Here is a 26,581-nt window from a genome sequence, read left to right as displayed (position 1 = left end):
CATCCCTAGGGGCCGTGCCTCATGTCTGGAACGACCGGTACCACCTCAGTGATCGTCGCGGGCGCCCGTACGCCCATGGGTCGCCTCCTCGGCTCGCTCGCTTCCTTCTCGGGCGCCGAGCTCGGCGCCTTCGCGATCAAGGCCGCCCTGGACCGGGCCGGCATCGGCGGCGACCAGGTGCAGTACGTGATCATGGGGCAGGTGCTCCAGGCGGGCGCCGGGCAGATCCCCGCCCGTCAGGCCGCCGTCAAGGCGGGCATCCCCATGAGCGTCCCCGCGCTCACCGTCAACAAGGTGTGTCTGTCGGGTCTCGACGCCATCGCGCTCGCCGACCAGCTGATCCGCGCCGGTGAGTTCGACATCGTGGTGGCGGGCGGCCAGGAGTCGATGACGAACGCCCCGCACCTGCTGCCGAAGTCCCGCGAGGGCTTCAAGTACGGGGCGGTGGAGATGCTGGACTCCATGGCGCACGACGGCCTCACCGACGCCTTCGAGGGCATCGCGATGGGCGAGTCGACGGAGAAGCACAACACCCGCCTCGGCATCGGCCGTCCCGAGCAGGACGAGATCGCCGCGCTGTCGCACCAGCGCGCGGCGGCCGCCCAGAAGAACGGCATCTTCGAGGCGGAGATCACTCCGGTCGAGATCCCGCAGCGCAGGGGCGAGCCGGTCGTCCTCGCCAAGGACGAGGGCATCCGCGCGGAGACCACCGTCGAGTCCCTGGGCAAGCTCCGTCCGGCCTTCGCGAAGGACGGCACGATCACCGCGGGCACCTCCTCGCAGATCTCCGACGGCGCCGCCGCCGTGGTCGTGATGAGCAGGGCCAAGGCGGAGGAGCTGGGCCTGGAGTGGATCGCCGAGATCGGCGCCCACGGCAATGTGGCGGGCCCGGACAACTCGCTCCAGTCGCAGCCGTCGAACGCGATCCTGCACGCCCTGAAGAAGGAGGGGCTGACCGTCGGGGACCTCGATCTGATCGAGATCAACGAGGCCTTCGCCGCGGTCGCCGTGCAGTCAATGAAGGACCTCGGCGTTACCCCCGAGAAGGTGAACGTCAACGGCGGCGCCATCGCCCTGGGCCACCCCATCGGCATGTCCGGTGCCCGGGTGGTGCTGCACCTGGCCCTCGAACTGAAGCGGCGCGGCGGCGGTGTCGGTGCGGCGGCCCTCTGCGGCGGTGGCGGACAGGGCGACGCGCTGATCGTCCGTGTCCCCGGGACCTCGCGGGCTTCCGGCGCTTCCGGCGTCTCCGGCGTCTCTGGCAAGTAAGTCACTCCGGCACGTCGGCAAGGAGCTCTGCGCATGGTGGACGTCCCCGCTCTGGTGGCCCAGGCACGGGAGGGCAGGCCGCGGGCCGTGGCCCGGCTCATCTCGCTGGTGGAGGGGGCGTCCCCGCAACTGCGCGAGGTGATGGCGGCGCTGGCCCCGCTCACCGGCGGCGCGTACGTGGTGGGCCTGACGGGCTCGCCCGGCGTCGGCAAGTCGACGTCGACGTCCGCGCTGGTCTCCGCGTACCGCCGGGAGGGCAGACGGGTCGGGGTGCTCGCCGTCGATCCGTCCTCGCCGTTCAGCGGGGGAGCGCTGCTCGGTGACCGGGTGCGGATGTCGGACCACGCCTCCGACCCGGGCGTCTACATCCGGTCCATGGCGACCCGCGGTCACCTCGGCGGGCTCGCCTGGTCGGCCCCGCAGGCCATTCGCGTCCTGGACGCGGCGGGCTGCGAGGTGATCCTGGTGGAGACGGTCGGTGTCGGGCAGTCGGAGGTGGAGATCGCCTCCCAGGCGGACACCTCGGTCGTCCTGCTCGCACCGGGCATGGGCGACGGCATCCAGGCGGCGAAGGCGGGCATCCTGGAGATCGGCGACGTGTACGTGGTGAACAAGGCCGACCGGGACGGCGCGGACGCCACCGCGCGCGAGCTGAACCACATGCTGGGCCTCGGCGAGGCGCGGGCGCCGGGCGACTGGCGCCCGCCGATCGTGAAGACGGTCGCGGCGCGCGGCGAGGGCATCGACGAGGTCGTCGAGGCGCTGGAGAAGCACCGCGCCTGGATGGAGGAGCACGGGGTCCTGGCGGAGCGCCGCCGGGCCCGCGCGGCGCGCGAGGTGGAGACCATCGCGGTCACGGCCCTGCGCGAGCGGATCGGCGATCTGCACGGCGACCGGCGCCTGGACGCGCTGGCGGAGCGGATCGTGGCGGGCGCCCTGGACCCCTACGCGGCCTCGGACGAACTGATCGCGAGCCTGACGGGCGGCTGAGACCGGCCGGACCGGGCGGCTGACCGGGTCCGGCGCGCTGGGGCCCGCCCCGGAGCCGGGCCCCGGTCCGCCGTGCCGACGACCGGCCCCGGCGGAAGGGGGCCTTCCGGGTCGCCCCGGTCCGGCCCCTCTCCCGTACGGGCGCGGCGGGCGCTACGGCTTGCCGCGCCGTCCGCGCAGCTGCTCGGCGACCGGCTTCAGCGAGGTGTGGAGGTCGCTCAGGGCCTCCGGGCCGATCTGGTCGACGAAGTGCCTGCGCACCGACTCGACGTGGTGCGGGGCGACCTTCTGCATGGTCTCCATGCCCGCGTCGGTGAGGACGGCGTAGAGCCCGCGCCGGTCGGACTCGCAGTTCTCGCGCCGGACGAGCCCGGCGTTCTCCATGCGGGTGATCTGGTGCGAGAGCCGGCTCTTGGACTGGAGCGTGGCGGTCGCCAGGTCGCTCATGCGCAGGCGCCGGTCGGCGGACTCCGAGAGGTTCACGAGGATCTCGTAGTCGTTCATCGTCAGTCCGAAGGGCTGGAGGTCCCGCTCCAGCTGGTACGTCAGCATTCTCTGGACGTCCAGGAATGTGCGCCACGCACACTGCTCGGCGTCGGTGAGCCACGGGGTGGCGGTCTCGGTCTCCATGATTCGATTCTACCTAAGAAGTTGAAATCTTGACGAAGTCTGGGAGCGCGCGTTCGAGGACGTCACACTCCGCAGACTACCGCTCACAGGCCGAAGCGACGCTGGAGGTCTCCGAGCTGGCCGGGAAGACGTGGTGTCGAACCCGCCGCGCCCTGGCCGGAACCGTGCGGCGCGTGGCCGCCCGGGACACCCGGCTGGGACGGCGGCGCCCCCGCGGCGCGCTCCGGCATCAGCAGCTCCGTCGACTGGAGCAGTACCGTGCCCGCCCCCACGAACTCGAACTGGTGCTCCTCGCCCGAGGTCCCGCCGATGCCCGTCAGCGCCCGCACCCCGCCCATCACGCCCGTCATGTACCCGTGGTCGTAGTGGTGACAGGGCGAGGGGCAGTCCGCCCAGCCCACCAGCGCCTGCGGGTCCACCCGCATCGGCGGCTCCATGAAGACGACCGGACCGTTCGACGCCGCCACGAACTTCCCCGTGCCGATCAGCGTCACGAACCCCGGCACGATCGACTGCTTCAGCGCCAGCGTCGGCTGGTACGCCAGCAGATTGCCCGAACGGATCGTCAGGTTGCCCTCGTCCAGGTCGTACGAGTTCACATCGAACGCCCGGTCCGCGAGCAGCATCTTCCCGCTGCCCTCGGCCACCACCCAGTCGCTCGCGTGCAGCGGCGAGTGGAACGCGGTCCGCACGAGCCGGTCGAGCCGCCCGTGCCCGACGCCGTTGAACTCGATCCGCCCGTAGTAGGCGATCATCTTGCCCTTCTGCAGGAACCAGGGCGACCCCTTGAGCTCCACGCAGAAGGTGTACGGGTTCACGTTGTCGTCCGACGGCAGGGTCGTCGGGTCGTGGATCACCGGAGTGCTCACAGCTTCTCCTCCGAAGCCTGGACGTAGACCGCGCCGCTGCCGCTCAGCTCCAGTTGGAAGGCCTCGCCCGAGCCGCGCCCCACCATGTCGCGCCAGCCGAGCGCGGTGGACAGCTTGTTCCGCACGTCGCCGTGGTGGGCCACGTACGCCTGCGGGTCCACGTGCACCGGACGGCCCGGCGCGATCGGCAGTTCGACCACCCCGCCGTGCGCCATGACCGCCACCGAACCGTGGCCCTTCAGGGTGGTGGTGAAGAGACCCTGACCGCTGACCTGGCCGCGGACCATGCCCATCACCCCGCCCTGCGAGCCCAGGAACATCGTGCCCTGCTCCAGGGTGCCGTCGAAGGCGAGCAGCCGGTCCGCCTCCACGTACAGGGTGTCGCCGGTCAGCGCGATCACCTGGACGTGGTGGCCGCCGTGCCCGAACATCACCGTGCCGCTGCCCTCGACGGTCATCAGCGGTGTCGCCTCGCCCGCCACCCGGCGGCCGATCATCGACATCAGCCCGCCCTGACCGCCCGCCGTGTTCGGCGTGAAAGTGACGTCACCGCGGTACGCGAGCATCGCGCCGCGCTGGCTGAACATCCGATGCCCGGGGAGGAGGGTCGCCTCCACCACCTTCGCGTTGAGCTCGCGGAACGGCATCAGACGTCACCCCCGATCGTGTTCCGCTCGCTCGGCTGGACGTACACCAGGCCGTCCCCCTCGAAGCGGATCTGGAACGCCTCGCCGCCGCCCTCGCCGAGGAACGTGCGGAACGTCACCCCGGACTGGAAGTGCTGCTGGAGGTTGCCCTGGTGCGCGATGTACGCCCCCGGGTCCACCTGGAGCGGGTACTGCGGGGTCACCCGCAGCACCACCGCCGGGCCGTCGGACACGATCGCTGCCTGGCCGGTGCCCTCGACGGTCGTGGTGAACAGACCGTTCCCGGTGGCCCCGCCGCGCAGCCCCGTGAAGGTGGTGCCGGTGCGCAGCCCCGCGTCGGCGCAGAGCAGATTGCTCGCCTCCACCCACAGTCTGTCGCCGTGCAGGGAGACGAGGTTGATCTCGGAGGCCCGGTCGGCGAACCAGCAGGTCCCCTGTCCGCGCACCTCCATCACCTCCATCTGTTCGCCGGTGAGCCTGCGGGTCACCATGCCCCGCAGGCCCTCACCGCCGCCGCTCATCTTCTTGAACGCCATCTGGCCGTCGTAGGCGACCATCGAGCCGTTCTTCGCCTTGACGGAGTCGCCTGTCATGGAGACGGCGAGCACTTTGCTGCCCTGGAGCCGGAACGTTGCCACGGGCCGAAGGTACTGGGGACCCGCCTAAAGGGACAGCAAAGTCGCCGTGCACAATGGACGGGCCCGCCCTTGTGCATCCGTTCACAAGATCGAACGAAGGTGACCCCCTCCGTGGACATCAAGACCGCTTCCTCCCTCCACCGGCTCCGGCTCGTCTCCGCCCCGGAGGCCGTGTCGTTCCTGCTGCTGCTCGTCTGCTCCGTGCTGAAGCGGACCACGGACTTCAACGCGGTGCCGGTCATGGGGGCGATCCACGGCATCCTCTTCGTCCTGTACGTGCTCTTCTGGCTGGACGCCTGGAACCGCACCAAGTGGAGCTTCGGGACCGCCGCGCTGTACTTCGTCCTCTCGGTGCTGCCGCTGGGCGGCTTCTACGCCGACCGGAAGCTGAAGCGCGAGGCGCAGGACGCGGTCGTCGCCTCCCGCGCGCGGGCCGGGGCCCAGGACGTGCAGGCGTGATCGTCGCCTTCTCGGTCACTCCGCTGGGCGTGGGGGAGGAGGTCGGCGAGTACGTCGCCGACGCCGTCCGGGTCGTCCGCGAGTCCGGCCTCCCGAACCGCACCGACGCGATGTTCACCTCGATCGAGGGCGAGTGGGACGAGGTGATGGACGTGGTCAAGCGCGCCGTCGCCGTCGTGGAGGCGCGCGCCCCGCGCGTCTCCGTGGTCCTCAAGGCGGACATCAGGCCCGGCGTGGCCGACGGGCTCACCGCCAAGGTGGAGACCGTCGAGCGTCACCTCGCCGGGGGCTGACCCGCTCGCACGGGGCCCGTACACACCCATCCGTCGGGTCGAGCACCGCCGTCGCCGGGTGCGCGGCGACGTCCGCCGGGCCGCTGGTGAGGACCACCGCGCCGCCGTGCTTCGGGGCGGCCTGGGCCCCGCGGGCGTCCACCGCGTCCGGCCGCTTCTCCGGGGAAGTCCGGCCTCCCCCCCCAGGACGGTGCCGACGCGGCGCCGACCGGTCAGGTCGGACCCCGTCGCGCACGCGCCGCACTCGGCTCGGCCCGAGCGCGTGCGTCGCACTCGGGCCGACCCGCCCCGGTCTCGCGCATCGGCCGGGGCGGGGCCGCGCGCTCGCGGCCCGGAACGGTCCTTGAGCACGGTGGCCGGTGAAGGGGCCGGGGCCGGATCCGGGCGTCACGCCCGAGTCGGCGACGGGGATCCTCGTACTCACGTGGCCTGCCCCGGGCGCGCACCCGCTCGGTCCGGCCCGCAGACGGGACCGAGGGCGGCTTCGGCCCTCGCCGCTCCTGTTCGTCGACTCCCCGGCCTCGCCCCGTCGGCCCGCCGCCTTCGACGGGCGGGCCCGTGGTCCGTCCCGGTCGTTCGTCCCCTGTCGCCCTGTCGCCCTGTCGCCCTGTCGCCCTGTCGCCCTGTCGCCCTGTCGCCCTGTGGGCGTGCGTGAAGCCCCCGGTTCCTGGAACTCGTCGTTCCAGGGGCCGGGGGCTTCTTCGTCGCTCATGGTTGAGCACCTGCTCAAAATCGGCTACCTTCAGCCGTGGGCAGTTTTGAGCGAGTGCTCAAAAAGCCCGTGAGGGCAGGGGGAACGCCATGGGTCTCTATGTCGAGACACGGATCCACGCCGATCTGGACACGCTCTGGGACCACACCAGGAAGCCCGGTCGTCAGCAGCAGTGGGATCTGAGGTTCACCGAGATCTCACCGCTGTCCCGGACCGGGGACGGGCCCGAGCGCTTCCGGTACGCGACCCGCGTCCTGCCCTTCCTGGTCGTCGCCGGCACCGGTGTCTCCGCGGGGGAGCGCCACCGGGCCGGCGGCGACCGGGTCTCCGCCCTGCGCTTCTCCTCGCCCGACCCGCTCTCGCTCCTCGCCGAGGGCAGCGGCTACTGGCGGTTCGTCCCCACCCCGGACGGCGTCCGCTTCCTCACCGGCTACGACTACCGCCCCCGCTGGGGCCGCTTCGGCCGGGTCGTCGACCGGCTGCTCGTGCGGCCCCTCATGGGCTGGGCCACCGCCTGGTCGTTCGACCGGCTGCGGCTCTGGTGCGAACGGGGCATCGCCCCCGCCCGCTCCCGCGACCGCTGGCTCCTCGAACTCGCCGCCCGCGTCCTGCTGGTGGCCGCGCCGCTCACCGCCACCGCCCTGCCGCTGGGCCTCCCCCCGCTCTTCGCGGTGCCGCTCACCGTCCTCGGGTTCGCCGCCGCCGTCCTCGTACCCCCGTCGTCCCGCGCACCGGCGGCCCGGCGCTGTCTGCGCACCCCGCCCGCCACCGCCCGGGAGCCCCGGCTCCTCGCCACCCTGGCCCCGCCCGGCGCGGGGGACCACCGCCCCGCCGCCCCCGAGGACCGGCCGTGACCTCGATCTTCCGCACCGCCATGGGTGACGCCGCCTTCGAACGGCTCCATCCCGAGCTGCGGCGCCGCTTCTCCGTGGGGCTCGCGAGCGGTGAACTCTGCGTCGGGCGCGGCACCATGGACCGCGTCTGGCACGGCCGGGCCGTCGTGAAACCCTTCCTCGCGCTCGGCGGGCGGCGGAACATCCTGCTGCCCCGCACCGGCCGTGACGTCCCCTTCACCATCGAGAACGTGCCGTACCTCGACTCCTTCGGGCGGGAGACCGTCACCTTCGTACGGACCTTCGCCCTGCCCGGCGGGCCCCGGCGCTTCGACGCCACGATGGTCCACAGCCCCGAGCGCGACTGCGTCCTCGACTACCTCGGCACCCATCAGCACCTCTCCGGCGAACTGCGGCTGTCCGCCGAGCCGGACGGCTCCCTCCTGCTCCGCTCCGGGGAACTCCGGTTCCGCGAGGGGCCGGTGGACGTACGGGTGCCGGAAGCGGTCGGCGGGCGGGCCGAGGTGCGGGAGTCCTTCGACGAGCGCACCGGCCGCTTCCGCATCCGGGTGCGGGTGGTCAACCGCTATTTCGGGCCGCTCTTCGGGTACGAGGGGTCCTTCACCGCCGAGTACGCCGACGTACGCTCCCACGGGGTGCGCGAAGGGCTGCGCCCGGTGCGCGAGGAGGTACGGGCGTGAAGGGCGGGGCGGACGCGGACATGGGGACCGGCGGGGGGACGGACCCGGGGACGGAATCGAGGACGGAATCGGGGACGGACACCGAGGCGGGTGCGAACGGCGGGGCGGACGGGACGGGAGCGCGGACCGGTGCGGTCGCGCCCGGTGCCGCAGGTGCCGCAGGTGAGCCCGGCGCCGCCAGTGGGCCCGCCGCCGCCCCCGACCGGCGGGCCGCGCGGGGCAAGGCCGTCAAGGGGCAGGACGCGCGGACCCTGGAGACCCGGGAGAAGCTGCTCGACGGCGCCCTGCGGACCCTCGTCGAACAGGGCATCGCCAAGGCCTCCGCCCGTACCATCGCCGCCACCGCCGGGGTCAACCAGGCCCTGGTCTTCTACCACTTCGGCTCCGTCGACGAACTGCTCGCCGCCGCCTGCCGACACGGCGCCGAGACGCGGGTCGCCCGCCACCGGGACCGGCTGCGCGCGATCGGCAGCCTCTCCGAGCTGCTCGCCTTCGGACGCGAGCTGCACGCGGAGGAGCGGGAGGCCGGTCACGTCGCCTTCCTGGGGCAGCTCCTCGCCGGGGCGCAGACGCACCCCCGGCTCGTGCCCGCCACCGCCGCCGGGCTGGACCTGTGGATCGCCGAGATCGAGCGGGTCCTCGTCCGGGTGCTCGCCGGGACCCCGTTCGCGGAGTTCACCGACGCCGCCGGGCTCTCCCGGGCGGTCGCCGCCTCCTTCGTCGGCCTCGAACTCTACGAGGGCGTCGACCCGGCCGGAGCGGAGGCGGCCTTCGCCGCCCTCGAACAGCTCGGCGCCCTGATGGCGGCCGTCGAGGAGCTGAATCCGGTCGCCCGGAAGGCCGTCGCGTACACCCTGCGGAGGCAGAGCGCCCGGACCCGCTGACGCCCCCACTCGGACGACTCCAGTCGACACGCCGGACGTTTGCCCTTTTTGTTGGGTTATCGAAACGTTCGACGACAGCTGGAGGCACCGTGCGGCCGGGAGGCTACGACTACGACACCTACAGCCGGCTCGCGGGTCCTCTCACGGAACCGGATGCGGCGGCCTATCGGGTGCAGTACCGAAGTCTGCTCGCGAAGGAGCCGCACCGAATACGAGCGGTCCTCCTGATGGGCCTCGCGCCGGTCCTCTCGGCGCTGCTCCTGGCCTATCTGGTCTGGCCCAGCCACTGGACCGTCCGCGAGGGCGCCGCCGCCTGGCTCGTCCACCTCGACACCGTGATGCTCGTGTCGATCGGCCTCATCTGCTTCTTCATGCTGGTGAACGTCACGTCGATCGCCCACGCCACCCTGGTCGCCCGTGACCCGGTCCCGGTGTTTCCCGAGAAGGGGACCCGCGTCGCCTTCCTCACCACGTACGTCCCCGGCAAGGAACCCCTCACCATGGTCCGGGGCACCCTGGAGGGCGCCACCCGGCTCCGGCACGAGGGACGCCTCGACGTCTGGCTCCTCGACGAGGGCGACTCCGCCGAGGCCAAGGCCCTCTGCGCCGAACTCGGCGTCCGCCACTTCTCCCGCGCGGGCGTTCCCGAGTGGAACCGTAAGAAGGGCCCGCACAAGGCGCGGACCAAGCACGGCAACTACAACGCCTGGCTCGCCCGGCACGGCGACGACTACGACTTCTTCGCCTCCGTCGACACCGACCACGTCCCCCACCCCGCCTTCCTGGAGCGGATGCTCGGCTACTTCCGGGACCCCGACATCGCGTTCGTCGTCGGACCGCAGGTGTACGGCAACTACGCCGACACCGTCACCAAGGCGGCCGAGTCCCAGCAGTTCCTCTTCCACGCCCTCATCCAGCGGGCCGGGAACCGCTACCGCGCGCCCATGTTCGTCGGCACCAACAACGTCGTCCGGATCTCCGCCCTCAAGCAGATAGGCGGCCTGTACGACTCCATCACCGAGGACATGGCCACCGGCTTCGAACTGCACCGCAGCAGGAACCCGCGCACCGGCCGCTTCTGGCGCTCCGTCTACACCCCCGACGTCCTCGCCGTCGGTGAGGGCCCGGCCTCCTGGACCGACTTCTTCACCCAGCAGCTCCGCTGGTCCCGGGGCACGTACGAGACGATCGTCAAGCAGTACTGGAAGGCACCCTTCCGGACCCCGCCGGGCCGCCTGCTCAACTACACCCTGATGCTCGTCTACTACCCGATGACGGCCGTCAACTGGCTCCTCGGCGTCCTCAGCTGCGTCCTCTACCTCTGGCTCGGCGCCTCCGGCACCCAGGTCTCCACCTCCGTGTGGCTGATGATCTACAGCGACGCCGTCGCCCTCCAGATCGGCCTCTACCTGTGGAACCGGCGGCACAACGTCTCGCCCCACGAACCCGAGGGCTCCGGCGGCCTCGCGGGCATGGCGATGTCCGCGCTCTCCGCCCCCGTCTACCTGACGTCGCTCGGCTCGGCGCTGCTCCGCACCCGGGGCCGCTTCGTCGTCACCCCCAAGGGCGGCCAGACCAGCCCCGACCGGCTGCGCACCTTCCGCATCCACCTCTTCTGGGCGTCGGTCCTCATCGCCTCGCTCGCCGCCTCCGTCCACTTCGGGCACACCCACGCGGCCATGCGCACCTGGGCCTGCCTCGCCCTCGTCGTCGCCCTGGCCCCCGTCACCCTGTGGGCGTCCACCGTCCTGCGGGACCGCCGCGCCCTGCGCGTCCGCGCCGACGCCCGCATCCGGCTCCGGGCCCGTATCCGGCGCCCCGCCGACCTCCGCGAGGGGGTCGAGGTCCGTGCGGCGGCCACCGTCCCGACCGCCCCCGTCACCCCCGCCCCCACGACGACCGGAGGGAACTGAGCCATGGCCCACCGGCCGTCGAAGAAGTTCAAGAAGACCCTGTTCGGCAGCTGCGCGGTGGTCGTCCTCGCCGCGCTCAACGCCCCCGCCGCCGTCTCCTTCGCCTCCGAGCGCTACCACGCGTACAAGATCGCCCAGCCCGGCTACCAGCGCCAGTACGGCTCCTGGGCCGAGGTGGACGTGCCCGCCGGGTTCCGCGTCAACGCCATCCACGCGGCCCTGCTCCACACCGGCAAGGTGCTGCTGATCGCGGGCTCCGGCAACAACCAGAAGAACTTCGACGCCGGGACCTTCGAGACGATCCTCTGGGACCCGGTGAAGAACACCTTCAAGAAGATCCCCACCCCCGTGGACTTCTTCTGCTCCGGCCACACCCAGCTCCCCGACGGACGGCTGCTCGTCGCCGGGGGCACCGCCCGCTACGAGGTCCTCGACGGCGGGGTCAAGAAGGCGGGCGGCGGGATGCGGGTCAAGAACGAGAACCCCGACAAGGCCGTCACCCTCAAGAAGGGCACCGTCTTCCGCTCCCCGTCCGGGGTCGAGTACGTCTCCAGGTTCGACGTCACCGTCCCCAAGGCCAAGAGCGAGTTCGAGATCTCGTACTTCAAGAGCGGCCGGATGAAGCCCTGGAAGACCAAGATCACCGCCGCCGAGGCCCGGGTCTTCGTCGAAGCCCGCAAGGCGGGACCGGGAGCCCTGACCACCGAGGCCGCCCAGTACGAGGTCGTCGGCCTCAAGGGCGATGCCGCCGACGACGTCTACGGCCTCGCCCAGAAGCTCACCACCGAGAAGCAGGACTTCCAGGGCATCAAGGCGGCCTACGAGTTCGACCCCAGGGCCGAGAAGTACATCCCCGTCGCCCCCATGAAGGACGCCCGCTGGTACCCCACCCTCGTCGGCCTCAAGGACGGCAAGGTCCTCGCCGTCTCCGGACTCAACGACGTCGGCGACGTCGTCCCCGGCGACAACGAGATCTACGACCCCACCACCAAGAAGTGGGCCAAGGGACCCTTCCGGTACTTCCCCACCTACCCCTCCCTCTTCCTCACCAAGGGCGGCAAGCTCCTCTACACCGGCTCCAACGCCGGATACGGCCCCGCCGAGAAGGGCCGCGAACCGGGCCTGTGGGACCTGGAGAAGAACACCTTCACCAAGCTCGGCGGACTCAGCGACCCCGACCAGCTGGAGACCTCCGCCTCCCTGCTGCTCCCGCCCGCCCAGCGGCAGAAGGTGATGGTCCTCGGCGGCGGCGGGGTCGGCGAGTCGCCCAGGTCCACCGCCCGCACCGCCGTCGTGGACCTCTCCAAGGACAGCCCCGTCTTCACCGACGGCCCCTCCCTGCCCCAGGGCACCCGCTACCTCAGCAGCGTCCTCATGCCCGACGACACCGTCTTCACCAGCGGCGGCTCGGAGGAGTACCGGGGCCGCAGCGGCAGCGACATCCTCAAGGCCCAGTTCTACGACCCCAGGACCAACGCCTTCACCGAGGCGGCCGAACCCACCGTCGGCCGCAACTACCACTCCGAGGCGCTGCTGCTGCCCGACGGCCGGGTCGCCACCTTCGGCTCCGACCCCCTCTTCGACGACAAGGACAACACCAAGCTCGGCACCTTCGAGCAGCGCATCGAGGTCTTCACCCCGCCGTTCCTGCACCGGGCGGGCGCCAACCGCCCCGTCCTCGGCGAGGGCCCCAGGGAACTCGACCAGAACGGCCGCGCCACCTTCAAGACCAGGGACGCCGGACGCGTCACCAAAGCCCGCCTCATGCGCCCCAGCGCCGTCACCCACACCACCGACGTCGAACAGCGCTCCATCGAGCTGGGTCTGGTCAAGGGCCGCGACGGGACCACGGTCACCGTCGACGTACCGGACGACCGCACCCTCGTACCCCCCGGCTGGTACATGCTCTTCGTCACCGACACCGACGGCATCCCCTCCGAGGCGAGGTGGATCCAGGTGAACTGACCCCCCGGGAGGACACGGCAGGGGCCCGCCCGGCGACGCGCCGGACGGGCCCTAGGACTTCGCCCGGCGCGCCAGGCCCAGGGCGTACTCCGGCCACCAGGTCCCGGCCGAGGGGCCGCCCCGGCACTGCCCGTCCGAGTCCCCCGGACGCTTGATCCACAGATACGCGTCGACCAGCGCGTCCCCGGTCCGGTCCGTCGGCGGCACACCGAGGGCCCGGCCCGGCGGATTGCACCAGGCCTCCGCCCGGTCGCCCGGGAGGGGGCCGTCGCCGTTCCGGCTGGTGTCCACGGTGAAACGGGTGCCGCCCAGCAGCCCCGAGAGCGTCGCCCCGAAGGCCCGCACCACCTCGTTCGTCTGGAAGTTGGAGACGTTCAGGGAGAAGCCGTCCGCACGGGCCACCCCCGCCCGGCGCAAGGGCTCCACCAGCTTCCCCGGATCGTCGATCCACGCCGGATTGCCCGCGTCCAGATAGACCCGGGTGCGCGGCTGCCGCTTCAGCCGCTCCACCGCCTCCGCGAGCAGCGCGTACCGCTCGTCGTGGTACTGCCCCGGAGTGCAGCCGTCCACCACGTGCGGCACCGCGTCCGGTTCGAGGACCACGATCGCCGAGGAACCGCCGAGCGCCGAGGCGAAGGAGTCGACCCACTTCCGGTACGCCGCCGCGTCGTGCGCCCCGCCCGCCGAGTACATGCCGCAGTCGCGGTGCGGGATGTTGTACGCCACGAACACGGCCGTACGGCCCTGGGCCGCCGCGCCCCGCACCGCCCGGGTGATCTCCGGCACGGGATCGGCGCCCGAGGGCCAGTCCGCGACCGGCCGGTCCGCGATCCGCTTCAGGACCCGGGCGTCCTCGGGCCTGCCCTGTGCCTCGTACCGGCGCATCTGCCGGACCGCGTCGCTCTCCGGGTCCACCCAGAACGGCGACCCGCCCGCCGGGGCAGGGGCCTCCCCGCGCGCGGACGGCGGGCCGACCGGCCCCTTCGGTGGCGCGTCCGCGCCGCAACCGGTCAGGAGCAGCGCGGAGACGAGGGCCAGGGCGACGGAGGTGACGGTACGGCGGGACATCCGGCCCCCAGGGTCGGGTTCGGCGGGTCCGCCGCCGCGTACGACGACGGGACGAGCCGGGCCATCGTGACATGACGGTCAGCCGGTTCCGGGCTGCGACACCGCGATGCCCAGCGGGGTCCGCTCGTACAGCACCTGGTGGCCGTACCGCCGGGACGTCAGGAGCCCCGCGTCCCGCAGCACCCCCAGGTGCGCGGAGACCGAGGAGGGCGCCCTGCCGAGGAGGTGCGCGAGCGCCGTCGTCCCCATCGGCTCCGTCAGGGCGCACAGCACGTCCGCCCGCACCGGCCCGAGCAGCCGCCCCAGCGCTTCAGGCGTCCGCTCCCGGGGCTCCGTCCACAGCCCGCCGATCCCGCGCGCCGGATACACCACCGTCGGCTGCCACGGCGGGTCGAAGCCGCTCACCACGTCCGGCCAGGTGAACACGGACGGCATCAGGACCAGCCCCTGCCCGTCCAGCGGCCGTACGTGCTCCCCCCAGTACTCCACCCGCAGCGTCGCCGTCTCCGCCGCCCAGTCGAACGAGGGGTGCAGCTCGGCCAGCACCCGCTCCAGACCACCCTCCGCGAGCCGCCGCGAGTGGTAGGCCACGTCCGCCTCCAGGAGCGCCCGCAGCCGGGGCCACTCCGGCTCCACCAGCGCCTCCCACGCCGCCGTCAGCAGATCCGCGAGCCGTCCCACCGCACCCGCAGGGTCCGCCAGCAGCCGCCGCCCCTCCTCGGTGCCGGCCGCCCCCGGGGTCTCGTCCAGCGCCCGTTGGAAGTCGGTGAGCGCCAGCGCCGGACCGGTCTCCCGCAGGGCGGCGATCTCCTCCTCGAAGGAGGCGGCGGGACCGATCGGCGGCGGATAGAGGAAGTCCGGGCTGTGTCCGTGCCGGGGCATCAGCAGATGCAGCGGCGCCAGGTCGAGCCCCCGCGCGGCGCCCGCGATCCGCCGCGCCCACGGCAGGTGGTAGCCCTGCTGACGGGGCCGGGCGAGGACCCGCACGGCGGAGTGCGTCTCCCAGAGCGGCGAGACCGCGAACCGGATGCGCAGCGGGTCGGCCTCGCCGAAACGCAGGTGGTACGGCACGGAACCTCCTCGGACCGGACCCGGAAGATTCGTCCGGAGCCGAAAGTCTAGGCCGGTCGCACCCCCGCCGTCAGGCTGCCCCCATGCCGACCCCCACCCACCCCCGCACACCCCCGGCACCGCCGGAACACCCCACGGGACCCGCCTCCGCCACGCTGTCCGCGCCCGCTCCCGGGTCTGTTTCCGGGCCCGTGCCCGCGTCAGGTCCCGGGACCGCGCCCGCCGCCTCCGGCCCGCCGCCCGCCCCGGGACCGGCGCCCGCGCCCGCCGCCGGTCCGTCCGGGCGCCCGGCGTCCGGCCCCGCCGCCTCGCCCGGCTATCGGGCCGTCTTCCGGGTGCGGGAGTTCCGGTTCGTCTTCGTGGCGCATCTGTTCTCGCTGCTCGGGGTCGTCGTCAGCGAGCTGGCGCTGACCGTGCTCGTCTACGAGCTGACCCGCTCCCCGCTCCTCTCCTCCCTCACCTTCGCCCTCGGCTTCCTGCCGTACCTCGTCGGCGGCACCCTCCTCGCCGGACTCACCGACCGACTCCCGCCCCGCCGCCTCCTCGTCGTCTGCGACCTGTTCTGCGCCCTCTGCGTGGCCGCGATGATCGCCCCCGCCGCCCCCGTCGCGGTGCTGCTCGCCCTGCGCTGCGCCATCGCCGTCGTCTCGCCCGTCTTCAACGGCACCCGGACGGCGACCCTCGCCGACATCCTCGGCGAGGGCGACCTCTTCGTCCTCGGCCGCTCCCTGCTGCGGATCGTCTCCCAGAGCGCCCTCCTCACCGGCTTCGCCGTCGGCGGTGTCCTCCTCACCGTCGTCCCGCCGCGCGGCGCCCTCGCCGTCACCGCCGTCACCTTCCTCCTCTCCGCGCTCCTGCTGCGCCTCGGCACCGTCCGCCGCCCCGCCCGCGCCGCCGGGAAGGCCGCCGACAGCGGTCTCGCGGGCACCTGGGCCGTGCTGCGCGACCGCAGGACCCGCGCCCTGATGCTGATGTTCTGGGTGCCGCCGCTCTTCGCCGTCGTACCGGAGGCGCTCGCCGCGCCGTACGCCGACGAGATCGGCGTCTCCACCGCCGCCCTCGGTCTCCTGATGTGCGCGCTGCCGGTCGGCACCATCGCGGGCGAACTGTTCGCCGGGTCCTTCCTGAGCGCGGCGGTCCGCTCCCGGATCGTGCTGCCGCTCGCCGTGACGGGCGTCCTGCCCTACCTCCTGTACGGATTCCGGCCGGGCGTCGCCCTCGCCGCCGTCGCCCTGTTCCTGGCGGGCGCCACCGGCGCGTACACCCTCGGGCTCGACGCCCGGTTCGTCGCCGCGGTGCCGGAGGAGCGGCGGGGGAGGGCCATGACCCTGATGACCGCGGGCATGATGACCGTCCAGGGCGTCGGGATGGCGGCGGCGGGCCTGGCGGCCGAGTTCGTGCCCGTGCACACCGTCGTCGCGGGCACCGGGATCGTCGGCACCCTGTGCCTCCTCGCCGCCGCCCGCGAACTGCGGGTGACCGAAACGCGAGACGGGGCTGACCGGCATGTGACCTGTGGGTAAGGTCGACGCGTGCCGAAGCCGCTCAGTCTCCCCTTCGACCCCATCGCCCGCGCCGACGAGCTCTGGCAGAAGCGCTGGGGCCCCGTCCCCTCGATGGCCGCGATCACCTCGATCATGCGGGCCCATCAGATCCTGCTCGCCGAGGTCGACGCGGTCGTGAAGCCGTACGGACTGACCTTCGCGCGGTACGAGGCGCTGGTGCTGCTCACCTTCTCGAAGGCGGGCGAGCTGCCGATGTCCAAGATCGGTGAGCGGCTGATGGTCCACCCCACCTCGGTGACGAACACCGTGGACCGCCTGGTGAGGTCCGGTCTGGTCGACAAGCGCCCCAATCCCAACGACGGCCGCGGCACCCTGGCGACCATCACGGAGAAGGGCCGCGAGGTGGTCGAGTCGGCCACCCGCGACCTGATGGAGATGGACTTCGGGCTCGGCGCCTACGACGCCGAGGAGTGCGCCGAGATCTTCGCGATGCTGCGTCCGCTGCGGGTCTCGGCGGAGGACTTCGAGGAGCGGTAGCGCGGCGCGCCGCCAAGGGTGCCCCGGGCGAAGATCGCCCGGAACGTGCCGATACGCTCGGCGCCATGAAATCCAGCGTGCTGACCCGTTACCGCGTGATGGCGTACATCACCGCCGTCATGCTGCTCGTGCTGTGCACGTGCATGGTCTTCAAGTACGGGTTCGACATGGGCGAGGACGTGACCTTCGCGGTCTCCCAGACCCACGGCGTCCTCTACATCATCTACCTCGTCTTCGCCTTCGACCTGGGCTCCAAGGCCAGGTGGCCGTTCGGGAAGCTGCTCTGGGTGCTGGTCTCCGGCACCATCCCCTTCGCCGCCTTCTTCGTCGAGCGCAAGGTCGTCGCCGAGACCCTTCCGCTGATCGAGGGCGCGCGTCCGGAGCCGGTCGAGGTCTGACCGGGAACCCCCGCACACCGGTGCGGGGGTTTGCCCATCGACATTTACTAGGACGTCCTAGTAAATTCGAAGCATGGACGCTGACGCCATCGAGGAGGGCCGCCGTCGCTGGCAGGCCCGTTACGACAAGGCCCGCAAGCGCGACGCGGACTTCACCACGCTCTCCGGCGACGCCGTCGAGCCGGTCTACGGGCCCCGGCCCGGCGACACCTACGAGGGCTTCGAGCGCATCGGCTGGCCCGGCGAGTACCCCTACACCCGGGGACTCCACCCGACCGGCTACCGGGGCCGGACCTGGACCATCCGCCAGTTCGCCGGCTTCGGCAACGCCGAGCAGACCAACGAGCGCTACAAGATGATCCTGGCCGCGGGCGGCGGCGGCCTCTCCGTCGCCTTCGACATGCCGACCCTCATGGGCCGCGACTCCGACGACCCCCGCGCCCTCGGCGAGGTCGGCCACTGCGGCGTCGCCATCGACTCCGCCGCCGACATGGAGGTCCTCTTCCGGGACATCCCGCTCGGCGACGTCACCACCTCCATGACGATCTCCGGCCCCGCCGTCCCCGTCTTCTGCATGTACCTGGTCGCCGCCGAACGCCAGGGCGTCGACCCCGCCGTGCTCAACGGCACCCTGCAGACCGACATCTTCAAGGAGTACATCGCGCAGAAGGAGTGGCTCTTCGAGCCCGAGCCCCATCTGCGTCTCATCGGCGACCTGATGGAGCACTGCGCGCGCGGCATCCCCGCGTACAAGCCGCTCTCCGTCTCCGGCTACCACATCCGCGAGGCCGGGGCGACGGCCGCGCAGGAGCTCGCGTACACCCTCGCCGACGGCTTCGGCTACGTCGAGCTGGGCCTCAGCCGGGGCATGGACGTGGACGTCTTCGCGCCCGGCCTGTCCTTCTTCTTCGACGCCCACCTCGACTTCTTCGAGGAGATCGCCAAGTTCCGGGCCGCCCGCCGCATCTGGGCCCGCTGGATGAAGGAGGTCTACGGGGCGAAGACCGACAAGGCCCAGTGGCTCCGCTTCCACACCCAGACCGCCGGGGTCTCCCTCACCGCCCAGCAGCCCTACAACAACGTCGTACGGACCGCCGTCGAAGCCCTCTCGGCCGTCCTCGGCGGCACCAACTCCCTCCACACCAACGCCCTCGACGAGACCCTCGCGCTCCCCAGCGAACAGGCCGCCGAGATCGCCCTGCGCACCCAGCAGGTCCTGATGGAGGAGACCGGCGTCGCCAACGTCGCCGACCCGCTCGGCGGCTCCTGGTACGTCGAGCAGCTCACCGACCGCATCGAGGCCGACGCGGAACGGATCTTCGACCAGATCAAGGAGCGCGGGCGCCGCGCCCACCCGGACGGGCGGCACCCGATCGGCCCGATCACCTCCGGCATCCTGCGCGGCATCGAGGACGGCTGGTTCACCGGCGAGATCGCCGAGTCCGCCTTCCAGTACCAGCGGTCCCTGGAGAAGGGCGACAAGCGGGTCGTCGGCGTCAACGTCCACCACGGCTCCGTCACCGGCGACCTGGAGATCCTGCGGGTCAGCCACGAGGTCGAGCGCGACCAGGTCCGCGCCCTCGGCGAGCGCCGGGCGCACCGCGACGACACCGCCGTCCGCACCGCCCTCGACGCCATGCTGACCGCCGCCCGCGACGGCTCCAACATGATCGCCCCGATGCTGGACGCGGTCCGCGCCGAGGCCACCCTCGGCGAGATCTGCGACGTCCTGCGCGCCGAATGGGGCGTCTACACGGAGCCCCCGGGCTTCTGACACCCGCCCACGGGACGGGAGAGGGCGGTACGGACCCCCGTACCGCCCTCTCCCCCGTACGGCCACGGCCCGCCGCCCCCCGGCCGGTACGGCCCGTGCCCCCCGCCGGGGTGCGGACCCGGTCCCGTACCGCCCTCTCCCGCCGGGCGAGGTGACTTACTTCGCGGCCGAGCCCACGACCTTCGACGGGGTGATCCGCACCACCACCCGGACCTGCTCCGGCGGCAGCTCCAGATACTCCCGCCCGGCGCCCTCGCCCTCGTACTTCTCCGCGAGGCGTACGGCGAGCGCCCGCCCGGCGTCCTCGACGACCGTCGCCGTGCCCCGTATCTCGGCGTGGACGAGCGCGTCGCGCCGGTCGTGGAGGATCAGACTGACCCGGGAGTCGGCCCGGATGTTCCTGATCTTGCGGAGGCCCTCCGTGCTGGAGACCAGCACGTCGTCGCCGTCGCGGCCCACCCACACCACCGAGGTCTGCGGGGAGCCGTCGGGCTGGACCGTGGCGAGCACGGCCACATTGACGTCGTCGAGCAACGCGCGTACGGAATCGTTCAGTTCGATGTTCACCTCCGCACGCTAACCCTGCACGGCCGCCGCGCCCAGGCCGCCGAGGAGCAGCGCCGAGAGCCGTGCCGCCCAGGGCCCGTCCACCGGCTCCGCGCTCACCAGCGCGCGGTGCACCACCGCGCCCGCGACCACGTCGAAGATCAGGTCGTCGAGGGCGGCGACCGTGGCCGCCGGATGCCCGTCGAGGAGTTCGCCGCGCTGCTGCGCCCGTCTCCGGCCCGCGAGCACCAGCCGCTTCTGCCGGTCCACGATGGAGGCGCGGATGCGCTCCCGCAGCGGCTCGTCCCGGGTCGACTCGGCGACCACCGCCATCAGCGCGGTCCTGGTCTCGGGACGTTCGAGGAGGGCCGCGAACTGGAGCACCACATGCTCGATGTCGGCCCGGAGGGACCCCAGGTCGGGCAGTTCGAGCTCGTCGAAGAGGACCGCGACCGCGTCCACCACCAGCTCGTTCTTGTTGGCCCAGCGGCGGTACAGGGTCGTCTTGGCGACCCGCGCCCGCCCGGCGACGTCCCCCATCGTGAGCTTGGACCAGCCCAGCTCGACGAGGAGCGCGCGGGTCGCCTCCAGGATGGCCGCGTCGGCCTCGGCGGAGCGCGGCCGCCCGGTGCGGCGGCTCCCGGGTCCGGTGCGGCACCCCCCGGACGAGCCGGGCGGCGGGGACGAGAGGGGCGACATGGAGACCGACCATACCCGTCGGTAGGTACGGCGCCAGGGGCCCGGCGTGTGAGGCAGTTCACCGACCTGATCAACCATGCGCCCTCCCGTGCGCTCCGCCCCCGCAGTTACGCTACGACCCGTAGCGAAAGGCCTGAGCGGCCCCAGCGACGACCATGGCGCCGGGTGGGGACCCGGCGCGGACCGAGGATGAGGAACCGTGCCGTCCGCACGTCTCGCACACCGGCGGGAGGCGCTGGGGACGGCACGGTTCAGCCATGGCTTACCGGTAACGCGCGCGGAAGGGGGAGGATGTACCCATGCAGCCCCGAAACATGTCCATGAGCGGCGTCGTCGACCTCGCCGCGGTGAAGGCGGCCGGAGAGGCCAAGGCGAAGGCGGAGCAGGCGCGTGCCGAATCCGCCCGGCAGGGTGGTCCCGCCGCCGTGCCCCCGTCCGCCCTGGTGATCGACGTCGACGAGGCGGGCTTCGAGCGCGAGGTGCTCCAGCGTTCCGCCGAGGTCCCGGTCGTCCTCGACTTCTGGGCCGAGTGGTGCGAGCCCTGCAAGCAGCTCGGCCCCCTCCTGGAGCGGCTCGCCGTCGAGTACGACGGCCGCTTCCTGCTCGCGAAGATCGACGTCGACGCCAACCAGATGCTGATGCAGCAGTTCGGCATCCAGGGAATTCCGGCCGTTTTCGCGGTGGTCGCCGGTCAGGCGCTGCCGCTCTTCCAGGGCGCCGTGCCCGAGGCCCAGATCCGCGAGACCCTCGACCAGCTGATCCAGATCGGCGAGGAGCGCTTCGGACTCACCGGCATCGTCGTGGACAGCGCCGCCGGGGACGGCGGGGACGCCCCGGCGCGTCCGGCGGCCGGTCCGTACGACGCCCTCCTCGAAGCGGCCATGTCCGCGCTCGACGCGGGCGACCTGGGCGGAGCCGTCCAGGCGTACCGGAACGTGCTCGCCGACGACCCCGGCCACCCCGAGGCCAAGCTCGGTCTCGCCCAGGCGGAACTGCTCACCCGCGTGCAGGGTCTCGACCACGCCGCCGTCCGCAAGGCCGCGGCCGACGGGCCCGCTGACGCCGAGGCGCAGATCGCCGCCGCCGACCTCGATCTGGTGGGCGGTCACGTCCAGGACGCGTTCGGACGCCTGGTGGAGACCGTGCGCCGCACGGCGGGCGAGGACCGGGACGCGGCGCGGCTGCGGCTGCTCAAGCTGTTCGAGGTGATCGGCGCCGACGACCCGCGGGTCACGGCGGCCCGTCAGGCCCTCGCGAGGGTGCTGTTCTGAGCATTTCCGTCCGCCGGATCGTCTGACGATTTGGCAGGAGGGTGACAAAAGGCGGCCGCGCTTTACCAAAACTTGGTAATCGCGGCCGCTGTTACTTGCAGTAAATCGAACCCGGCGTTCTGTCGGGATTCATCAGGCGATCCGCCGATATTCCCCGGCCTGTGAGCGCACCCTGCGTGCCCGATCGGTCCCCTCCCGCCACAGCGCGGTCATCCACCCGTTACCAGCCAGTAACGACCCCCCTTGTGCGGGGCTCCGGAATGCACCACGATCGGCGACGCTCGGTCCCCACCGCACCACCCCGGCAACCAACCGGGACGCGAACGGGGTCCCCACCGGGCGGACCGGCGCCCCGGCACCGGTCGCGGACAGGGGGGTTCCCGCTCGTGAGAACGGGGCCTGTCCGATCAGGCCGTGCTCCGACGCACGGTCCATGGTTGTCGCTCGGGGGTGATCGCCGCTGGTCCGGACGCGCAGTGCGCCCGCCCGCACCACGGTGCTCCCCTTCCCGAGGACGTAGCTCTTCTCCCATCACAGGACGGGCCCCCGGCCCCTTCTGGAGATGTACGTCCGAGAAGGAGGAATTCTCATGAAGTCCCAGGTTCGTGGCGGGACCAGATGGAAGCGTTTCGCCGTTGTCATGGTCCCGAGCGTGGCCGCGACGGCCGCGATCGGTGTGGGCCTGGCCCAGGGGGCGCTGGCCGCGTCCTTCGCCATCTCCGGCCAGGAGTTCAAGGTCAAGGCCAAGAGCCTCGAAGGCTATGACTTCGTCCAGTACGGCAGTGTGGACGGCGGCAAGGACCTGGAGGGCAAGCCCTTCGCGGAGCCCGTCGCGGTCTCCGGGTTCTCCAGGGCCTACATCACCGACATGTGCCAGTCGGTCGTGACGCCGAAGGTGCCGTTCGTCGGCGACGTCACCCTCCAGCTCACCGCGGGCACCGAGGGCTCCAAGGACAAGAACAAGCGGGTCTACGCCGAGAACATCTACCTCGACGTCTCCTCGCTGAAGGCGGACGCCGAGTTCAAGAACATCGACATCGGTGTGGCCGCGGGCGCCCTGCCCAAGTCCGAGGGGAAGCCGGGCATCCAGCCGGGCACCCCCGAGGACCGTGTGAACAGGTCCGGATTCTCGCAGCGCGCCGACGAGGCCGTGCTCAACAACGTCGAGCAGAAGGCGTGGGCGACCACGGCGGCGACGTTCAAGCTCCCCAACCTGAGCCTGTCCCTGCACCGGGGCACCTCGAAGGAGTGCTTCAAGGACTGACCGGTCCTGAAAGGTGCGGGCCGTCCCCGGGGCGGCCCGCACCCCCTCCGGGGACCGCCCAGGTCACCCCCCACCTCCCTTTCAGCGACACCCCTTCCAGGGAGCTTCTTCCATGAGCGTCGAAACCCCCGCCTCCCGTGAAGTCCCCCGGGACAACCGGTTCAAGATCTGGCGGCAGACCCGGCCCTTCTGGGCGGGAGTGTTCACGATCATCGGTGGCGTGCCGATCGCCTATCTCCCCTACGGGGACATGAGGTTCGGCAACATCGTTCTCGCCATGAAGACGACCGCGGGGTCGGGCGCGCTGATCATCGGCGTCCTGCTCATCACGCTCGGCTTCATGATGTGGTTCCAGCCGGCGGTCCGCGTCTTCGCGGGCGTCGCCACCATCATCCTGGGCCTCGTCTCCATCCCCGTCTCCAACTTCGGCGGCCTGGTCGTCGGGTTCCTCTTCGCCCTCGTCGGCGGAGGCATGTCCATCGCCTGGGCGCCCGCCCCACCGGTGGAGGACGCCGAGGACACCGAGGCGGACGACGCGTACGACGCCGAGTACTTCGGGACCGCCGCCCCGGTGACCGCCGACGTCCCGCAGCGGCGCGAGCGGCCGGTCACCGAGACCACCATCGACGCCGAGGGCGGGAGGAACAGTGCCGGGTGACGAGAACCAGCAGCCGCCCGCGAAGGCCGGGCCCCGGCACGCGGCCCCGCGCAAGTCGCTGCTGACCAGGATCCAGGGCCCCGCCGGAAAGGCGATGGCGCTGGCCGCGATGCCGACCGCGGTGTTCGTGGGCATGGGCCTGACGCCCCGGCTCGCACTCGCCGACGGCAAGGACCTGCCCTTCGCGCCCGGCCCCTGCGTCACCCGCTCCGACGAGCCGGTGACCGAGGAGACGCCCGAGCCCACCGGCCCGGCGAAGCCGAAGCCGACCGGGACGCCGTCCGCGACGGTCACGCCCACCACCGTCCCGACCGCCCCCGCGACCACGGAGCCGACGGAGCCCGAGCCCGAGTCCGAGCCGGAGACCGGGTCCGAGACGGAGACCGATACCGAATCGGACACCGAGTCCGGTCCGGAGACCTCGCGGCGGACCGAGGCGCGGTCGGGCACCGCCCCCGCGCCCGCCGCCACGGCCTCGTCGGCCCCCGCCCCGGCGAGGGCGGAGAACCCGCTCGATCCGCTGGGCGTCGGCGACGCGCTCCGCGACCTCTTCGAGGGCCTCGCCCCGAAGCCGACGCCGACGCCGAAGCCCACGCCCACGGCTACGGTTCCGACGGCGACGGCGACGGCGACGGCCCCGGCCGTGCGGCCCGCCGTGCCCGCGACGCCCGACGACGGGCCGACCGCGAGCACCGCGCCGAAGCCGGAGCCGACGACCGCGCCGCCGAAGCAGCCCTCCGGCCCCGCCGCCGAGAAGACGAAGGCGGAGATCGAGAAGGCGGCCGACGCGGCGGGCGTGAAGGTCGAGGAACTGCCGGAGGACGTCAGGGGACTCGACCCCCGGAAGGACGAGTCCATACCCGAGGGCGCCAAGCCGCGCTTCCCGTGCCCCGTGCGGGACGACGAGGCGCTGGCGGCGGCGGAGCCGGAGCCGGGCATCCCGCTCCTGCCGGACCGGCCGTGGCGTCTGGAGAGCACCCGGCTGACACTGAGCGGTCTGAAGTACCACGGCATCGTCGAGGTGAAGACCGGCAGCGGCAAGATCAAGAAGGTGCTGAAGTTCACCGCCACCACGGTGAAGATCAAGGACCTGCACCAGCTGACGGACCACCCCTCGGGGCTCACCGCCCACGTCCGCTCGGACAGGGGCAAGGAGTCCACCATCACCGAGGGCACGGTGACGATGTACACGGAGGAGCTGAAGGGAAATCTGATCGGGATCATCCCGATCACCTTCAGCCCCGCCGCCCCGCCGCCGCTGAACCTTCCGGAGGTCTTCTTCACCGACGTGGAGCTGAAGCAGGCCGGTCAGTTCGGCGGCACCCTCAGGGTGCCGGGTCTGCGCAACACGATCGAGCCGAACTGACCCCCGTACCACCGGAGGAACAGCACACGGCATGACCGGCCCCCGTACCACCGGAGCAGCCGCACGCGCCGGAGCCCCCGTCCTGCCATGAGGACGGGGGCTCCGGCGTACGGCTCAGGGAGCGACGGGTCAGTCGCGCTCGCCGCCGCCCAGGTGGTGGACGCGGACCATGTTCGTGGTGCCGGGGACGCCGGGGGGCGAACCGGCCGTGATGATCATGGTGTCGCCCTCGTTGTAGCGCTGGAGCTTCAGCAGCTCGGCGTCCACGAGGTCCACCATCGCGTCCGTGTTGTCCACGTGCGGGACGACGAAGGACTCGACGCCCCAGCTCAGGGTGAGCTGGTTGCGGGTGTTCTCGTCCGTGGTGAAGGCGAGGATCGGCTGCTGGGCGCGGTAGCGCGACAGACGGCGCACGGTGTCGCCGGACTGCGTGAAGGCGACCAGCGCCTTGCCGTCCAGGAAGTCCGCGATCTCGCAGGCCGCGCGGGCGACCGAACCGCCCTGCGTGCGCGGCTTCTTGCCCGGGACCAGCGGCTGGAGGCCCTTGGAGAGCAGCTCCTCCTCGGCCGCCTGGACGATCTTCGACATCGTCTTGACGGTCTCGATCGGGTAGGCGCCCACGCTCGACTCGGCCGACAGCATGACCGCGTCGGCACCGTCCAGGATCGCGTTGGCGACGTCGCTCGCCTCGGCGCGGGTCGGCCGCGAGTTGGTGATCATCGACTCCATCATCTGGGTGGCGACGATGACCGGCTTGGCGTTCCGGCGGCACATCTCGACCAGACGCTTCTGCACCATGGGGACCCGCTCCAGCGGGTACTCCACGGCGAGGTCGCCACGGGCCACCATGACCGCGTCGAAGGCCGCGACGACGGCCTCCATGTTCTCGACGGCCTGCGGCTTCTCGACCTTGGCGATGACGGGGACCCGGCGGCCCTCCTCGTCCATCACCTTGTGCACGTCCTTGACGTCGTTGGCGTCGCGGACGAAGGAGAGGGCGACCATGTCGCAGCCCATCCGGAGGGCGAAGCGGAGGTCCTCGACGTCCTTCTCGGAGAGGGCCGGGACGTTCACGGCCGCGCCGGGCAGGTTGATGCCCTTGTGGTCGGAGATGACACCGCCCTCGACGACGATCGTCTTGACCCGGGGGCCCTCGATCCCGACGACGCGCAGCTCGACGTTGCCGTCGTTGATGAGGACCTGGTCGCCCTTGGAGACGTCGCCGGGCAGACCCTTGTAGGTGGTGCCGCAGATCGACTTGTCGCCGGGGACGTCCTCGGTGGTGATGGTGAACTCGTCACCGCGCACCAGCTCCACGGGACCCTCGGCGAAGGTCTCCAGACGGATCTTGGGGCCCTGGAGGTCGGCGAGGACGCCGACGGCACGGCCGGTGTCCGCGGAGACCTGCCGGACGCGGTCGTACCGCTCCTGGTGCTCCGCCTGGGAGCCGTGGCTGAAGTTGAATCGGGCCACGTTCATGCCGGCCTCGATGAGAGCCTTCAGCTGCTCATACGAGTCGACGGCGGGGCCCAGCGTGCAGACGATTTTGGAACGGCGCATAAGGCGGATCCTATCGGTTTGTTTCACTGCGGAATATTCCGTCTGGTGGAATGTACAAATG

Annotated in this window: 26 protein-coding genes; 17 read left to right on the top strand and 9 right to left on the bottom strand. The window is 71.9% G+C overall.

Annotation, left to right across the window (positions count from 1 at the left end; translation table 11 throughout):
• Positions 1–21 precede the first annotated feature (21 nt).
• Together ACIO92_RS16260 and meaB are read left to right on the top strand one after the other, a co-directional pair.
• Complete coding sequence (locus ACIO92_RS16260) at positions 22–1,269, top strand: acetyl-CoA C-acetyltransferase (protein ID WP_366442292.1); 1,248 nt, start codon at positions 22–24, stop codon at positions 1,267–1,269.
• A gap of 33 nt (positions 1,270–1,302) precedes the next feature.
• Entirely contained in the window at positions 1,303–2,259 is a 957-nt protein-coding gene (meaB, locus tag ACIO92_RS16255) for a methylmalonyl Co-A mutase-associated GTPase MeaB (protein ID WP_366442291.1), read from the top strand.
• A gap of 153 nt (positions 2,260–2,412) precedes the next feature.
• On the opposite strand, the gene ACIO92_RS16250 is transcribed toward meaB, so the two are convergent.
• From ACIO92_RS16250 to ACIO92_RS16235, 4 genes are all read right to left on the bottom strand, one after another.
• Positions 2,413–2,889 (bottom strand): MarR family transcriptional regulator, encoded by a 477-nt coding sequence (locus ACIO92_RS16250; RefSeq protein ID WP_351782081.1) that lies wholly within the window; start codon positions 2,887–2,889, stop codon positions 2,413–2,415.
• Positions 2,890–2,972: 83 nt separating this feature from the next.
• Positions 2,973–3,758, bottom strand: coding sequence for an AIM24 family protein (locus ACIO92_RS16245; protein WP_366442290.1), 786 nt, complete (start codon positions 3,756–3,758; stop codon positions 2,973–2,975).
• On the bottom strand, positions 3,755–4,405 hold the full coding sequence (locus tag ACIO92_RS16240; protein WP_366442289.1) for an AIM24 family protein: 651 nt from the start codon (positions 4,403–4,405) through the stop codon (positions 3,755–3,757). Before ACIO92_RS16240 ends, ACIO92_RS16245 begins: the two co-directional genes overlap by 4 nt.
• Complete coding sequence (locus tag ACIO92_RS16235) at positions 4,405–5,043, bottom strand: AIM24 family protein (RefSeq protein ID WP_366442288.1); 639 nt, start codon at positions 5,041–5,043, stop codon at positions 4,405–4,407. Before ACIO92_RS16235 ends, ACIO92_RS16240 begins: the two co-directional genes overlap by 1 nt.
• 111 nt (positions 5,044–5,154) lie before the next feature.
• Between ACIO92_RS16235 and ACIO92_RS16230 the strand changes: the two genes are divergently transcribed.
• The 7 genes from ACIO92_RS16230 (at position 5,155) to ACIO92_RS16200 (ending at position 12,803) form a co-directional block, all read left to right on the top strand.
• The gene (locus tag ACIO92_RS16230) at positions 5,155–5,502 is read left to right on the top strand and encodes a DUF3817 domain-containing protein (RefSeq protein ID WP_366442287.1); all 348 of its coding nucleotides are present in this window, start codon (positions 5,155–5,157) and stop codon (positions 5,500–5,502) included.
• The gene (locus ACIO92_RS16225) at positions 5,499–5,795 is read left to right on the top strand and encodes an MTH1187 family thiamine-binding protein (RefSeq protein WP_366442286.1); all 297 of its coding nucleotides are present in this window, start codon (positions 5,499–5,501) and stop codon (positions 5,793–5,795) included. The genes ACIO92_RS16230 and ACIO92_RS16225 overlap by 4 nt, the downstream gene beginning before the upstream one ends.
• 801 nt (positions 5,796–6,596) lie before the next feature.
• A complete protein-coding gene (locus ACIO92_RS16220) occupies positions 6,597–7,361 on the top strand; it encodes a hypothetical protein (protein WP_402281731.1) in 765 nt (254 codons plus the stop codon).
• Complete coding sequence (locus tag ACIO92_RS16215) at positions 7,358–8,041, top strand: DUF4166 domain-containing protein (protein ID WP_401237010.1); 684 nt, start codon at positions 7,358–7,360, stop codon at positions 8,039–8,041. Before ACIO92_RS16220 ends, ACIO92_RS16215 begins: the two co-directional genes overlap by 4 nt.
• 251 nt (positions 8,042–8,292) lie before the next feature.
• Positions 8,293–8,925: a TetR/AcrR family transcriptional regulator gene (locus ACIO92_RS16210; protein ID WP_366442344.1), complete on the top strand. Its 633-nt coding sequence runs from the start codon at positions 8,293–8,295 to the stop codon at positions 8,923–8,925.
• A gap of 89 nt (positions 8,926–9,014) precedes the next feature.
• On the top strand, positions 9,015–10,838 hold the full coding sequence (locus ACIO92_RS16205; protein WP_366442283.1) for a cellulose synthase catalytic subunit: 1,824 nt from the start codon (positions 9,015–9,017) through the stop codon (positions 10,836–10,838).
• 3 nt (positions 10,839–10,841) lie between these two features.
• Positions 10,842–12,803: a galactose oxidase-like domain-containing protein gene (locus tag ACIO92_RS16200; protein WP_402057809.1), complete on the top strand. Its 1,962-nt coding sequence runs from the start codon at positions 10,842–10,844 to the stop codon at positions 12,801–12,803.
• Positions 12,804–12,854: 51 nt separating this feature from the next.
• Here ACIO92_RS16200 and ACIO92_RS16195 read toward each other — a convergent pair whose 3' ends face one another.
• Both ACIO92_RS16195 and ACIO92_RS16190 read right to left on the bottom strand, forming a co-directional pair.
• Entirely contained in the window at positions 12,855–13,871 is a 1,017-nt protein-coding gene (locus ACIO92_RS16195) for a glycoside hydrolase family 6 protein (RefSeq protein ID WP_401237012.1), read from the bottom strand.
• Between the two features lie 78 nt (positions 13,872–13,949).
• Complete coding sequence (locus tag ACIO92_RS16190) at positions 13,950–14,942, bottom strand: DUF5937 family protein (protein ID WP_402281732.1); 993 nt, start codon at positions 14,940–14,942, stop codon at positions 13,950–13,952.
• 83 nt (positions 14,943–15,025) lie between these two features.
• Here ACIO92_RS16190 and ACIO92_RS16185 point away from each other — a divergent pair, with 83 nt between their 5' ends.
• The 4 genes from ACIO92_RS16185 to ACIO92_RS16170 all read left to right on the top strand — a co-directional run bounded on the left by ACIO92_RS16185 (position 15,026) and on the right by ACIO92_RS16170 (position 19,156).
• Positions 15,026–16,465, top strand: a complete 1,440-nt coding sequence (locus ACIO92_RS16185) for an MFS transporter (RefSeq protein ID WP_401237014.1) — start codon at positions 15,026–15,028, stop codon at positions 16,463–16,465.
• 9 nt (positions 16,466–16,474) lie between these two features.
• Complete coding sequence (locus ACIO92_RS16180) at positions 16,475–16,984, top strand: MarR family transcriptional regulator (protein WP_366442278.1); 510 nt, start codon at positions 16,475–16,477, stop codon at positions 16,982–16,984.
• Between the two features lie 65 nt (positions 16,985–17,049).
• A complete protein-coding gene (locus tag ACIO92_RS16175) occupies positions 17,050–17,382 on the top strand; it encodes a DUF3817 domain-containing protein (protein WP_366442277.1) in 333 nt (110 codons plus the stop codon).
• Positions 17,383–17,455: 73 nt separating this feature from the next.
• A complete protein-coding gene (locus ACIO92_RS16170; RefSeq protein ID WP_366442276.1) occupies positions 17,456–19,156 on the top strand; it encodes a methylmalonyl-CoA mutase family protein in 1,701 nt (566 codons plus the stop codon).
• 156 nt (positions 19,157–19,312) lie between these two features.
• On the opposite strand, the gene ACIO92_RS16165 is transcribed toward ACIO92_RS16170, so the two are convergent.
• Positions 19,313–19,723 (bottom strand): PPOX class F420-dependent oxidoreductase, encoded by a 411-nt coding sequence (locus ACIO92_RS16165; RefSeq protein ID WP_401237016.1) that lies wholly within the window; start codon positions 19,721–19,723, stop codon positions 19,313–19,315.
• Positions 19,724–19,732: 9 nt separating this feature from the next.
• Positions 19,733–20,401: a TetR/AcrR family transcriptional regulator gene (locus tag ACIO92_RS16160; RefSeq protein WP_366442274.1), complete on the bottom strand. Its 669-nt coding sequence runs from the start codon at positions 20,399–20,401 to the stop codon at positions 19,733–19,735.
• 299 nt (positions 20,402–20,700) lie between these two features.
• Between ACIO92_RS16160 and ACIO92_RS16155 the strand changes: the two genes are divergently transcribed.
• The 4 genes from ACIO92_RS16155 to ACIO92_RS16140 all read left to right on the top strand — a co-directional run bounded on the left by ACIO92_RS16155 (position 20,701) and on the right by ACIO92_RS16140 (position 24,960).
• Positions 20,701–21,672 (top strand): tetratricopeptide repeat protein, encoded by a 972-nt coding sequence (locus tag ACIO92_RS16155; protein ID WP_366442273.1) that lies wholly within the window; start codon positions 20,701–20,703, stop codon positions 21,670–21,672.
• Positions 21,673–22,261: 589 nt separating this feature from the next.
• Positions 22,262–22,936 (top strand): DUF6230 family protein, encoded by a 675-nt coding sequence (locus ACIO92_RS16150; RefSeq protein WP_366442272.1) that lies wholly within the window; start codon positions 22,262–22,264, stop codon positions 22,934–22,936.
• 112 nt (positions 22,937–23,048) lie between these two features.
• On the top strand, positions 23,049–23,594 hold the full coding sequence (locus ACIO92_RS16145; protein WP_401237018.1) for a DUF6114 domain-containing protein: 546 nt from the start codon (positions 23,049–23,051) through the stop codon (positions 23,592–23,594).
• The gene (locus ACIO92_RS16140; RefSeq protein WP_402281737.1) at positions 23,584–24,960 is read left to right on the top strand and encodes a hypothetical protein; all 1,377 of its coding nucleotides are present in this window, start codon (positions 23,584–23,586) and stop codon (positions 24,958–24,960) included. Before ACIO92_RS16145 ends, ACIO92_RS16140 begins: the two co-directional genes overlap by 11 nt.
• A 129-nt stretch (positions 24,961–25,089) precedes the next feature.
• Here the strand turns inward: ACIO92_RS16140 and pyk are convergent, their stop codons facing one another.
• On the bottom strand, positions 25,090–26,520 hold the full coding sequence (gene pyk, locus ACIO92_RS16135) for a pyruvate kinase (RefSeq protein WP_366442269.1): 1,431 nt from the start codon (positions 26,518–26,520) through the stop codon (positions 25,090–25,092).
• Positions 26,521–26,581: the final 61 nt, after the last annotated feature.

The organism is Streptomyces sp. NPDC087215 (genome assembly GCF_044744885.1).
Lineage (GTDB): Bacteria > Actinomycetota > Actinomycetes > Streptomycetales > Streptomycetaceae > Streptomyces.
This window is presented reverse-complemented; position numbering and strand designations above follow the sequence as displayed.

Coding starts and splice junctions, on each gene's coding strand:
- ACIO92_RS16220 (WP_402281731.1), top strand. CDS start 6,597: ATGGGTCTCTATGTCGAGACACGGATCCACGCCGATCTGGACACGCTC.
- ACIO92_RS16175 (WP_366442277.1), top strand. CDS start 17,050: ATGAAATCCAGCGTGCTGACCCGTTACCGCGTGATGGCGTACATCACC.
- ACIO92_RS16240 (WP_366442289.1), bottom strand. CDS start 4,405: ATGCCGTTCCGCGAGCTCAACGCGAAGGTGGTGGAGGCGACCCTCCTC.
- ACIO92_RS16155 (WP_366442273.1), top strand. CDS start 20,701: ATGCAGCCCCGAAACATGTCCATGAGCGGCGTCGTCGACCTCGCCGCG.
- ACIO92_RS16150 (WP_366442272.1), top strand. CDS start 22,262: ATGAAGTCCCAGGTTCGTGGCGGGACCAGATGGAAGCGTTTCGCCGTT.
- ACIO92_RS16170 (WP_366442276.1), top strand. CDS start 17,456: ATGGACGCTGACGCCATCGAGGAGGGCCGCCGTCGCTGGCAGGCCCGT.
- pyk (WP_366442269.1), bottom strand. CDS start 26,520: ATGCGCCGTTCCAAAATCGTCTGCACGCTGGGCCCCGCCGTCGACTCG.
- meaB (WP_366442291.1), top strand. CDS start 1,303: ATGGTGGACGTCCCCGCTCTGGTGGCCCAGGCACGGGAGGGCAGGCCG.
- ACIO92_RS16160 (WP_366442274.1), bottom strand. CDS start 20,401: ATGTCGCCCCTCTCGTCCCCGCCGCCCGGCTCGTCCGGGGGGTGCCGC.
- ACIO92_RS16145 (WP_401237018.1), top strand. CDS start 23,049: ATGAGCGTCGAAACCCCCGCCTCCCGTGAAGTCCCCCGGGACAACCGG.
- ACIO92_RS16250 (WP_351782081.1), bottom strand. CDS start 2,889: ATGGAGACCGAGACCGCCACCCCGTGGCTCACCGACGCCGAGCAGTGT.
- ACIO92_RS16200 (WP_402057809.1), top strand. CDS start 10,842: ATGGCCCACCGGCCGTCGAAGAAGTTCAAGAAGACCCTGTTCGGCAGC.
- ACIO92_RS16260 (WP_366442292.1), top strand. CDS start 22: ATGTCTGGAACGACCGGTACCACCTCAGTGATCGTCGCGGGCGCCCGT.
- ACIO92_RS16195 (WP_401237012.1), bottom strand. CDS start 13,871: ATGTCCCGCCGTACCGTCACCTCCGTCGCCCTGGCCCTCGTCTCCGCG.
- ACIO92_RS16185 (WP_401237014.1), top strand. CDS start 15,026: ATGCCGACCCCCACCCACCCCCGCACACCCCCGGCACCGCCGGAACAC.